This is a genomic window from Cytobacillus sp. Hz8, assembly GCF_042263505.1.
Lineage (GTDB): Bacteria > Bacillota > Bacilli > Bacillales > Cytobacillaceae > Bacillus_BE.
This window is the reverse complement of record NZ_JBHKFI010000008.1, coordinates 1-11756: the sequence shown is the minus strand read 5'-3', so window position 1 is coordinate 11756 and position 11756 is coordinate 1. Positions and strand designations below refer to the sequence as shown.

Annotated in this window: 10 protein-coding genes; 4 read left to right on the top strand and 6 right to left on the bottom strand. The window is 41.3% G+C overall.

The annotated features are described in order from the left end of the window. Positions 1–738: 738 nt before the first annotated feature. Positions 739–1746 carry a C40 family peptidase gene (locus ACE38V_RS11340; RefSeq protein ID WP_375841361.1) on the top strand — a complete coding sequence of 336 codons (1008 nt, stop codon included), beginning with the start codon at positions 739–741 and terminating at the stop codon, positions 1744–1746. A 110-nt stretch (positions 1747–1856) separates the two neighbouring features. Here ACE38V_RS11340 and ACE38V_RS11335 read toward each other — a convergent pair whose 3' ends face one another. Both ACE38V_RS11335 and ACE38V_RS11330 read right to left on the bottom strand, forming a co-directional pair. Beyond that, a complete protein-coding gene (locus tag ACE38V_RS11335) occupies positions 1857–3068 on the bottom strand; it encodes an efflux RND transporter periplasmic adaptor subunit (protein WP_375841360.1) in 1212 nt (403 codons plus the stop codon). 15 nt (positions 3069–3083) lie between these two features. Further along, a complete protein-coding gene (locus tag ACE38V_RS11330; protein WP_375841359.1) occupies positions 3084–3746 on the bottom strand; it encodes a hypothetical protein in 663 nt (220 codons plus the stop codon). 270 nt (positions 3747–4016) lie between these two features. On the opposite strand from ACE38V_RS11330, the gene ACE38V_RS11325 reads away from it, so the two are divergent. After that, a complete protein-coding gene (locus tag ACE38V_RS11325; RefSeq protein WP_375841358.1) occupies positions 4017–5642 on the top strand; it encodes an SWIM zinc finger family protein in 1626 nt (541 codons plus the stop codon). Continuing rightward, positions 5635–8466: a DEAD/DEAH box helicase gene (locus ACE38V_RS11320; RefSeq protein WP_375841357.1), complete on the top strand. Its 2832-nt coding sequence runs from the start codon at positions 5635–5637 to the stop codon at positions 8464–8466. The genes ACE38V_RS11325 and ACE38V_RS11320 overlap by 8 nt, the downstream gene beginning before the upstream one ends. A gap of 199 nt (positions 8467–8665) precedes the next feature. On the opposite strand, the gene ACE38V_RS11315 is transcribed toward ACE38V_RS11320, so the two are convergent. The 4 genes from ACE38V_RS11315 to ssb all read right to left on the bottom strand — a co-directional run bounded on the left by ACE38V_RS11315 (position 8666) and on the right by ssb (position 10889). Next, the gene (locus tag ACE38V_RS11315; protein ID WP_375841356.1) at positions 8666–9178 is read right to left on the bottom strand and encodes a hypothetical protein; all 513 of its coding nucleotides are present in this window, start codon (positions 9176–9178) and stop codon (positions 8666–8668) included. Positions 9179–9279: 101 nt separating this feature from the next. Further along, positions 9280–9759 (bottom strand): hypothetical protein, encoded by a 480-nt coding sequence (locus ACE38V_RS11310; RefSeq protein WP_375841355.1) that lies wholly within the window; start codon positions 9757–9759, stop codon positions 9280–9282. A 417-nt stretch (positions 9760–10176) separates the two neighbouring features. Further along, entirely contained in the window at positions 10177–10422 is a 246-nt protein-coding gene (locus tag ACE38V_RS11305; protein WP_375841354.1) for a hypothetical protein, read from the bottom strand. 101 nt (positions 10423–10523) lie between these two features. Beyond that, complete coding sequence (ssb, locus tag ACE38V_RS11300; protein ID WP_375841353.1) at positions 10524–10889, bottom strand: single-stranded DNA-binding protein; 366 nt, start codon at positions 10887–10889, stop codon at positions 10524–10526. Positions 10890–11171: 282 nt separating this feature from the next. Here ssb and ACE38V_RS11295 point away from each other — a divergent pair, with 282 nt between their 5' ends. After that, a complete protein-coding gene (locus ACE38V_RS11295) occupies positions 11172–11594 on the top strand; it encodes a YwpF-like family protein (RefSeq protein ID WP_375841352.1) in 423 nt (140 codons plus the stop codon). The last annotated feature ends 162 nt before the right edge of the window (positions 11595–11756 follow it).

Here is an 11756-nt window from a genome sequence, read left to right as displayed (position 1 = left end):
GGCATAATTCCCAAAAAAATGGTCGAAAATATTGGTAATGTTTCTAGATATATCCCATCTACCCATGATATGGAAAAAACCACTTTATCTTTTTATGGTTTTTCTTGGTTTAATATTCCTATCTGTGGGAAATTCGACTCTAAAACTTCCGCCATATCAATTTCCTAACATATCCACGATTTTTACTAAAATATAGAATCTAACAGATTTTTACTGGAAAATCCTCTTATTTCATAAATGTTAAATATTTTTGAACTTTTCTTGAAACTGTTTAAAAAGGTAAGTTATCTTCGGGTTCTTAGTGAGCCTTTAGAATGATTCTCTATAAGCACCTGTTTCTACCTAATAATTAAATGAAAGTAGCTAATCCAATATTCCGATGAATTTTTACCTATTTTTCTACAAAATTCTCAAACCTTGACGAGAAATTATGATAAAATTGTAATCAGTGAAAATATTAACAATTAATCCGAATGAACGTCCTTTCAGCTGGAGTGAAAATAAAGTGAAACTTCCATCAGTGGGGGTTTTCGACGCACAGGACGTGCTAGTGCAGACGTTGTGATTAACGTCGCGATTTTAGTCTGCCATTCATCCCCCACTGATGGTTAGTTGAACTAATCGGACCTTTACGGACAGTTGATCTCCCACTTATCTTCTTCGTATTCTCAGAATCTGAAGTGGGAGTCAAAATGTCCGTTAAGAGTGGGATAAATAAAACCAGGAGGGTGACGAAACATGAAAAAGAAGGTCGCTTCACTCGCCGCGGTAGTCTTATTGTCGTCTGCAATCGCTTCGAATGCTTATGCAGCTACATATACCGTGAAAAAAGGAGATACTCTCTCAAAAATAGCGAATAAATATCATATTAGTATTAAAGATTTAAAATCTCTTAATCACTTAAAATCAGATGTGATCCGTATTAATCAAAAATTAACCGTAACAAAACCTACCACTTCCAAAAAAGCGGCCACAACGACAAAACAGAAAACCTATAAGGTGAAAAAAGGCGATTCCCTTAGCAAAATCGCAAAAACTTATAAGGTCACGGTTGCTCAGTTGAAATCTTGGAACAAACTAAAATCAGACGTCATCAAGGTGGGACAAACTCTTAAAGTATCCAAGCCAGCAAGCAGTACAGCTTCAGAAGCTGCCTCACCACAAGTCAAAACCTATACATACACAGTTGTCAGCGGAGACACATTAGGTGCAATTGCACAGAAATCTAACACTTCCGTTCAAAAGCTGAAGGAATTAAATAATCTGAAGTCGGATTTGATTTATGTTGGTCAGAAGCTGAAGGTGACTAGCCAAATCAAAGCGGGAAATGATGATAATAACAATGCTGTTAATGATGATCAAGCGGACTATTCTATGACGAAACTTGTATCTACCGCAAAAAGCTTAATCGGTGTTCCTTATCTGTATGCCGGGACGACGAGTAAGGGATTTGACTGCAGCGGCTTTATCTATTATGTCTTTAACCATGCAGGAAAGGATCTTGATCGTCTCTCCTCTACCGGCTATTATGACCATTCCACCAGCGTGAGTAAGTCTCAAGCACGAGTGGGCGATTTAGTATTCTTTAAAGATACAGATGATTCTTTCAAAGGGATCTCTCACTTAGGGATTTATTTAGGGAATAATGATTTCATTCATGCAAGCTCATCTGATGGGGTAACAATTTCTGATTTGGAGAGCAAATATTATCAAGATCATTATGCAGGTATTCGGAGATTAAAATAGGAAGATGTCAGCTTCATTATTTTGATGGGGCTGACTTTTTTTATTGGCTTCTTTTCAATCGATAAAAAGAGGTGCCCGTATCTTGAGCACCCCTCTATCCCATAATCCAATCATTGTCTAGCTAAAAAGCCTTTACACATATACCGCAAAATCTCCTTCTTTCGCATTCCATCCACCGCGGTCTTCTTATGTAACCTGCTCACCTTCAACGGAGTGAAATACTCGGAATTAACAACTAGCTTCTCTGGAGCATCCGCCACTATATCCCCTTTCTTCACGCCACTTGCTAGCCCTTGCCGATCGCTAAAGTGAATCCCTGTCTTGACCTTGCGCTTATCAACACTTCCATTTGCCCTCAATACATAAAGATAAGCTTTTTCTTCATTTTTATATTGAAGAACTCGTGCTGGAACAGTCAGGGATCCAGGCTCTTCCTTCGTAATGATATTTAACTGAACGTGAGAGCCATAGGCGAGTCCTTCTGCTTCCCCATTAAGCTTGACGACAAAGGGGTACTCACTTTCTGTCTTCACATCAGGATTTTCTTTTGGTAGAGCAGCAATACTTGAAATCGTTCCTTCTAATCTTTGTTTCGCACTCTCTGTATAGGCGTAAACCTTCATGTCCTTAGCAATCAGGCGGAGTTCTTTTTCACTCAACACTCCTTCAATTTGCTGTTCATTGGACGCGATGGTGATGACGGGATTTTTCAAGCTACTGCTAATCTCCTTCACGACTCCGGCGATTTCACTTGTTACCGTAAGATTCGTCAAGGAATCATCCTCTGCTGCGATCAGGTCATTATATTTATCTACTTCTGCTTGGAGTCTCGTCTTCTGTTCCTCTCTTGCTTGAATATCCTGTTCTAAAGAAAGCCTTAAGGCTTGATTGGATTCTTTGTCCTTTTTCGATTGCTCCGGTAGATCAGCCAATAAATCTTCCAGCTCGCTGATATGATCCTCAATCCCCGTTATTTCTTTTTCCAGCTTCGTCACTTCTGCTTCAAGCTGCGTCTTTCGCGCCTCTCCGTTTGCAGAAGAGTATTCGAATAGAGGAGTTCCCGCCTGCACCGTGTCGCCCTCTGCTACGAGGAATTTTCCGAATGAACCTACCTTTTCATCGAAATAGACATGCTTTTCTTCAGCTGGAGTAATGACTCCTTTTCCCTTCTTTGTTGAGACCAGGTCCTCCTGTTTGACAACCGTCCACTTATCAACGGCATTCGCCCGCTTGACCTTGCTGTCCGATCTAACAATTAAATAGGTGTTTCCTACAAAAAAAACGCAGATGGCTCCTGCTATCGTCCATTTCTTCCAATTCATCTCTGCTCATCCCCCTTAAATCAGCTTATCCAATGGAATCATCGAGAGGATTGCTGTAAAAATCCAGAAAAAGAGATTAATAGATAAAATAATGAATATAAGCTGCTTCGAGGTTCTATCTGTTAGGATTTTGAGATAATGATATTGCAAGAACATGATTCCCACTTTAAATAGCGTAATCGCCCCGAAAAAGCCGATAAGAAAACGATTGTTCGTTATGTATTGGGCCAGAACTCCTAAGGAAAATGGCGATGATTGCACGTCGATTCCAAGTTGATATTGAAACGGAAGAAGCACTAATTTTTCCAATAATAAAATGACCCCTGCAAAAAGCTGCAACACGAGAAGTTTCCGATATTCCAGATCGGTTAAGATCCAATAAAGAAGCGCGGGAAAAAAAAGAATAAAGCCTGTCCATATCACTCCCCACACAACCTGTCCTAATGCAAACCATAGCTTACGCGCCTCAAACTCCTCCGCTGACCAATTGTTTATCGTTTTGGAGATTGATTCATTTCCAATTCCGAAATAGGCGCTTAATGCAAATAGAAGGAGGCTTGAGAAAAAAAGCAACATCATCTTTTTCACTAGCGCTGAAATCTGTTCCGCCTTCTGTAGCTGGTATGCACTGATTTTGGGATGAATGATTCCGCGAAAAAGCTGCACATGATAATCCATAGGGCCCTCCTGTTTTTGACTATGCTAGATTGGAATAGTTCAAGGAATAGATTCTTACAAAAATCCATTTTTCTCCAAAAACGGAACCAATTCAAAAGATTCAAATTTTAATCGTCAGAATCCTGCCTTTTCCCCATTCCTTCGATGAACGTAGAAAAACTAATTGACAACATATGACAATATTATTGTACCCCATAATGCGGACTTTGCCCAAGAAATGTTATAATTGAATTTTAGAAATCGGATAATTAAATGAGGGGGTGCACACATATGCCTCAGGTTCCAGAGCAGACCGCAGAGCTATTGAGAGCTTCTGCTGAGCAGTGGAAAGAAACATTGCGGCCAGAGAAAGAAGAGGACGCTCGTCTTGTGCAAAAGGGGCTGCTTTTATATAGACAGGGGCTAGTTTCCAAGGCACGATTGGATAGCGAACAGATTACAGCTACGATTCAAGATGTGACGCCCGTTCACGTCGTGGTGGATTTGAATTTTTTGTCCATAAGTAAATGTACGTGTCCGACTGGGGAGCTTTGTCGGCATCAGCTTGCTGCTTTCTTCTTTGTATATGCAAATGTGGAAAGTGTTTCGGAATGGGTCGAGGATTGGCGAAAACCCATTCGCGAACGTCAGGCAGCCTCCAGATGGGGCATGGAACAGGCAAAGGGTTTGCTGAAGAATACGGGTGTGCTGCCGCCAGATTATGACCGTTGGATCGCGAGCTTCAAGGAGAGCTTTAAGACCATCATGCGTGGGAAAAAGTCTCTCAATCCATATATCGTCCCGGAACTTTTTCATATGTATCGAAGAAGACTGCATGCCGATGCCCCAAGGGAAGCGGAATGGAAGCAGCTCTATCTATTAATAAGTTCCATTTATTCTTTTCGCCTACTGTATCAATTGAGCCATGAGCTTGGTCATAGTGAGGAGGATATTAACCGCTATTACCACCATGCCTTTTTAAAACTAATGGATGATATTGAGGATAGCATTGATTCCCTGCATGTTCAGGCTTTACCCTTTGCCTTCGATCCATTTCTTGAAAGATTGCGGAAGGATTGTGCTGCGCTTTTAATGGAAAAGCAGGTATTGGAATTTGAAAGGGTCGATATTTATCGCATTCTCTGGACCTCCTTTTTTAAAAAGAAAATTTGGCGTGAGGAGGAGCTTGAGCACCTGCAGGAAAGGCTGCCAGCGGAAAAGGAGAATGCTTCTCTCTTGGTCGGAATCATGCATCAGCAAATTTTATTAGGGCAAGATGAGGATGCTTTATCCCTCATGAAGAGAATGGATACGCCTATCGCTCCCTACTTATTGTATTGGTTAAAATTATTGGAGTCGCAAAAAGAGTGGAAACGGATGGAACGCTATATTGACCAACTGATTGCCATCATCCGCCCTTATTTAGATGAACTATATGATCCGTATAGCTGCATTGATTTTAGCAAATGGGCTTTGAGTGCCATAAGCGAATATAGTGAAGGGAATCATGATACGGAACGTTGGGAGAAGCTGCTTGCGCAGACACTCCCCTACAGCGCGCGAAACTACGAATATTTTCTCATCGACCAGGGGAATTATTCCAGATGGAGTGAGTTGATTGCCTATTTAGGCTTTGATATCAGCTCGGTATCCAGTGATATTGTGAAACTAATCGCTAAAGAAAGACCAGCGGAACTCCTGCCGCTTTATCACCAATCGATCCAAAAAAATATCAATTTAAAAAATCGCGCGAATTACCGCGAGGCAGTCAAGCAAATGAAAAAGCTGCGGACACTTTATAAAAAAATGAAGCGGCTTGAGGAATGGAACACCTTCCTCACAGAATTATTACAATCCACTAAGCGATTGCGCGCATTTCAGGAAGAATGCAAAAGGGGTAAGCTGATCGATGCTTAAGACGAGAACAATTAAAATTAATATTCAACCGTTAAAGGACGAGTACTATATCACTGCGCAAAACCATAAGGAACAATTTATCGAACCGGGCGGATGGAGATATCTCCTTTTCTCTCGCCACGCAGAAAGCTTTTATGGCACGATGCTTTCGGAAACAAAGGTCAATGGTATTCCAGGTATTGCTGTTAATGGTTGGCAGCTTGTGACGATGCTTTCGAATGAGGAATTTAATACGTTCATTGATTGGCACTGGGACGAAAATGCCCATATTTGCTTATCCGCTGCTCCCGTGATTTATGAAGCAATTATCGAAAAAGACTGGCTTCCTGACTTTCATGCTTGGGAAGAAGGCAACTTTCGCTGGGCACTGCCTGAACGGGTGCAGCAAGAATTCGGCGCCTCCTTCTGGGAGCAAGCGATCGAAGCCACTGATGGCGAAATTTCCGTCCAAACCTTTGTTCATCAATGGTTCCATCATGCACTTCATTCCTATTTAGAGAGAAATAAAGAGCTGAAGGAGCATTTTGGCGATAAAATTGAAGCCCTGCAGCAGCAGCAACTGCCGCAGGAGGCATTAGCTGCCTATTTTGATGAGGAAACTTGGTCAGAGTGGCTTGGTTTAAAGGAAAACGCCACCCCATTTACGATTGGGCTTCGCTTAGAAGAGCCGGCGGAGATCGATGGCTCCTGGGATTTAGGAATCTTTTTACGAGGAAAAGCGGAGCCTGGCTTCGTTGTGGATGCAGGCAACGATTCCAATATGCCTTCTGATTGGCTGGATACCCTCGATGTTGTCGATCGCGAACAGGAGCGTTGGATTCGTCTCTTCCCTTGGCTTCGCGGGAAGCACGGGATTGCGAAGGAACTGACGGAAACAGAAGCATGGGAGTTTTTGACGGAGGCAAGTGAAATCCTGCTCGCATTAGGCGTGGAGATCCTTCTTCCCGCGTGGTGGCAGGCGATGAAGAGTGCTTCATTAAAGATTAAGGCACGCGTCAAAGGCAATAGTGCCAGCCATCGTCCGTCCTTTGTCGGGCTGCAGGCGGTTCTCGATTATGACTGGCGCTTCTCCATGAATGGTGTCGATCTTTCCGAGGATGAATTTTCACAGCTTGTTGAAGAAAAACGCCGACTCGTGTTTATTCACGGCCGCTGGATTAAACTCGATCCCGGATTTGTCAAGCAGATTCAAGACTTAATGAAGCAAGCCGAAAAAGAAGGACTGCATGTTCGGGATTTAATTGCCCAGGAGCTCATGAACGAAGAGGAAGTCGAAACCGATTCGCTCGATGATCCGAAAGCCTTTGCCCGGATTCAAATCGAAATGAATCGTTCGTGGAAGAAAATGGTCTCCCAACTCCGTGATATAAAGACCTTGCCAGAAGAACCAGTTTCTCAAAGCTTTCGCGGAGAGCTTCGCCCATATCAGGTTCTGGGAATGAGCTGGATGCTATTTTTGCGGAAGTATGGATTTGGGGCTGTGCTCGCAGATGATATGGGACTCGGTAAAACAATTCAGCTAATTTCCTACTTGCTCTCCGTGAAAGAACAAGGCGAAGCGGCAGGGCCCGCCTTGATTATTTGTCCGACCTCTGTTTTAGGGAACTGGCAGAAAGAGATCGAGCGCTTTGCCCCTTCGATGAAGACTCATCTTCATTATGGCTCGAATCGGCTAAAGGGAGAAGATTTCGCACGCGAGATTACCGAGGTGGATGTGGTTCTTACCTCTTATGGTCTAAGTCATCTTGATTTAAAGGATTTTGAAGCCATCACTTGGGGAACGATTGCGATCGATGAGGCGCAGAATATTAAAAATGCCCACACGAAGCAGTCCCGTGCGGTTCGTAAGCTGCGCGGCCAACATCACATCGCCTTAACCGGAACACCGATGGAAAATCGCTTGTCCGAGCTATGGTCCATTTTTGATTTTACCAACCATGGTTATCTCGGCAGCCTCGGACAATTCCAAAAGCGTTTTGTCCTTCCCATTGAAAAGGATGATGATAAGGAAAAGGTTCAAGAGCTCCAAGCCCTGATTCGCCCATTTTTACTGAGACGGTCGAAAAAGGATGAGGAAGTTGCTTTGAATTTACCTGATAAGCTGGAACAGAAAGAATATTGCCCATTAACGGTTGAACAGGCTTCCCTTTATGAGCAATTGGTGCGCGACACCTTTGACGGCCTGGAATCCCTATCAGGTTTTGAAAGAAAGGGCTTGATTTTACAAATGCTCGGCCGCTTAAAGCAGCTCTGCAATCACCCTGCTCTTTATTTAAAGGAAGAAAAGCCGCATCAGGTCTTGGAGCGTTCAACTAAGCTCGAAAAATTAAATGAGCTCGTCGAAGCTGTCCTCAACCAAGAGGAAAGCTGTTTAATTTTTACCCAATATATCGAAATGGGCAATATCATCAAGCGCATTCTTGAAAAAAAATACGGGATCACCGTTCCGTTTTTAAATGGCAGTGTGGCAAAAAGTCAGCGTGACTCGATGATTGCCTCCTTCCAAAACCGAGAGTTCCCCGTCTTTATTTTATCATTAAAGGCAGGCGGAACCGGCTTAAACCTAACGGCGGCCAACCATGTGATTCACTATGATCGCTGGTGGAACCCCGCTGTTGAAAATCAAGCAACCGACCGCGCCTATCGCATCGGTCAAGATCGCTTCGTCCACGTTCATAAATTCATCTCAACCGGAACGCTGGAGGAAAAAATCGATGCGATGCTTGAAAAGAAGCAGTCGCTGAATGATCAAATTATTCAGAGCGATAATTGGATTACCGAGCTGTCGACAGAGGACCTGCGGGAATTGGTGCTGTTGTCGTAAGATAAAGCAGAGAGGATTTTGGGATTTCTCTCTGCTTTTTTGTGCTTGTTTTCACTTTGGTTTTTTGCGTCTAACATTTGAGAAAGCTGATTGATTGTGTATTATCTCTCCGTCACAAAATAAAAGCTGAGATTTTTTATCAAAATCACAGCTTCTTTACCATATTCATCTCATCATCCTATTCATACCAGGATTGAACTTAATATTCTATTCGCTTTTCAAGATGAAACAGGCGCTTGTCCATTTCTGTTAATCTGTTATTGAGATATTCTACTTCAAAATCTGTTTTCTTTTTCTGTACCTTCAGTATACTGATAACATCTTCTGTTAGAGAAATTTCAATTCTATTTACAGTTTCTTTGATTTCTTGGATATCTGTATTTACTTTGGTGATATCCGTTTTTACCTCGGCCATATCCGCTTTTACTTTGGTGATATCCGTTTTTACTTCGGCCATATCCGCTTTTACTTTGGTGATATCCGTTTTTACTTCGGTCATATCCGTTTTTACTTCGGCCATATCCGCTTTTACTTCAGTCATATCCGTTTTTACTTCGGCCATATCCGCTTTTACTTTGGTGATATCCGTTTTTACTTCAGTCATATCCGCTTTTACTTTGGTGATATCCGTTTTTACTTCAGTCATATCCGTTTTTACTTCGGTCATATCCTTTTGAAGCTCCAATAAAATCGCTAAAATTTGTTTATCCATCCGTTCACCTTCCCTAGATTTATTATAAATTGATTAAATGATTTCAACCACTTTTCTTTTCCCTCAAAATTTGGGTAAAAAGACAGCAAAATCTCACTATCTCACTTAAATAGATCCGAATTGCAATCTCCTATTTCCTCTTTCTCTCCTTTTCCCCTGCAATAGGCGCCCATTGTTGGCAGAGGCTCCTTTTTCCTTCGTTTCGCTTTCAAATCATCCCGCCTCGGCTTTTGCGCCATATAAAGAACCTTATTGCCCCTTTTCATCATTAGATAGGAAAGCAGATGACACACTTGCTCGCTAGATGACTGATTTTCGACAACAATCGATTTTGAAGGCAGATTGAATGTCAGATTGATGGTATTTTGATTTAGAGAGGTCTGGTGGAGAAATTTGAGTGAGGTTTTCCTAGCCAGAGGGAGGATTTGAAATTGCGTTTTTCTGTTGGCTTCTGGCTTTAATGCTTGTAAAGCATCAAAAAATGTTGGTGATTCCTTAATTTCGATTTGCTGATCCATTTGTCGGTCATTGATGTAAAGTAAACATACTTCCCATTCCTTAGGGACTTCATGACCTTCCATTAACAGAACACTCCTTTTTAGTAAAATTGTACCATATTTTATTTTTCGACGATTTCCGTCAATTTCCTTCTATTATCTGGATTGTTCATAATATTCACAAATCTATTTGCTTGTATTATGCACACTAACCCCGTTTTACCTTGTTTCCCGTTAAGTTTATTCTTATTAATTACTTAACGGTGGTGCAAAGTGATGGCATTATCAGATAAGCTAAGACTGCTTCGGAATGAACGGAATTGGGTATAAAAAAATCCCGGCATGTGATTACCGGAATAGATGAGGATATATTGAGGATATCATTGATTCTCTCTAAGTGAAGGAATGTCATTTTACATGAAGGTTAATCGAAAACTGCCTTTCCCACTCCCCTTCCTTCGCTAAAAAATTTTCGTACCATCAACATAATGTAGTGCCCCTTTATTGGTGAATATGAATAGAAGAATGTCTGTGAATTTCCTGTGTGGCTGGTTGATTAGAAGTTGTAATGACGGTGTATGGCCGTTTCTTAGGGGCGTTTAATTGGACGGATTGGAGTACAATCAATTCAAGCTGACTTACCCGTTTACTGAGCTCGATGATTTTCTCATTGGATTTCCCCAACATTTTAATGAGATGTTCCGTTAATTGTTCCATGCTTTTTTCCCGACTGTTTAAATCGATCATCCAACACATACCTCCTTATCAAGGATAAAGTTCGCATACGCTTAATAGGTAAAAACTCATATCGATTGTTTATAATGTCCCCTCCTTTAACACGATTGGTTTCACGAAATAAAAGCCTCCTTATCCTGCTTATCTTGGTTATCTGCCTTTTTGGGACCTAAGAAACGAACAAATTCAGCGATAACTTCTGTGACATAAATCCTTTTGTTATTTGGATTCTCATAAAACCGCGTTTGAATTCTTCCCGTGATGCCAATTAATGAACCTCTTTTACAATACAGCGCTGTGTTCTCCGCATTTTTTCGCCATAAAGTACACTGAACAAAATCCGCTTCGATCTCCCCATTATGATTCCGAAAATGCCGATTAACAGCCAGTGTAATATTCACCACAGAATTCCCATCAGAAGTGATTTTCAGGTCGGGATCCCTCGTTAATCGGCCCACTAACGTGACTTGGTTGATCATACTCTCTCTCCTTTCATATGGGATAGGACTATCATACCAACTTAAAGCTAGGGTGGTAAACTTGCCAAATTTACATTTCTGGGTCTATTTAGTGTTGGGAAAAAGAAAAAAGGGACGTCTTTCCTCATTTATTTTTATAAAAAAGATAAGAAATTCTCTATTTTGCAAATTTCTACAGATTTTTTTCGACAAATGAAATTTCGCCCAGGTCCAATTCGCTTTCATTTCTTTCTATGATATAATTAAGCAAATGTTCGGAAAAATGGAGTGGGAGGGAAATAGGTGAAGACTTTCAAATTAGTCTCGTTACAGATCGAGGAGCAAGCCGGATTAAAAGATATCGTGCTTGAGGATGGATTAATTATTAATAAAGAAGACGAAAGCAATACTTGGTTAATTGAAGCTTATACCCTCGCGACCTATCATGATTATTTTCAGCAAATTGTCGAAAAAGCTCAAACCATCAACATTCAAGTCGTCATTACGAAGAAGGATAACTTCCCTGCCCCGTTCACAGCCACCATTCATTGCATTAAAAAATTGGACCAGCATATCAGCGTCATTTTAAAAGGAAATCTTCGGAGACTGAGAAGCGAATATGCAGAACTATTGCTTCAGGACCTTATGCAAAAAGGCTTATCCGGTGACGAGCTTTTAAAGGAATTTAAAGAAAAAATGCAAACGAAACCGCGCTTGTCTCGATGAGTGAGTCGGAATTCAAAAAAGAGGCTTACACAATGTAAAATGTACCCTATAGAATAGACACTTAAAAAAGTGCTCTTTCTATAGGGTATTTTTTGTATAATTTAAAGAACAACATAGAGAAATACGCGGAGATGGAGAATTATGAGTAAAAAATTGTTTACA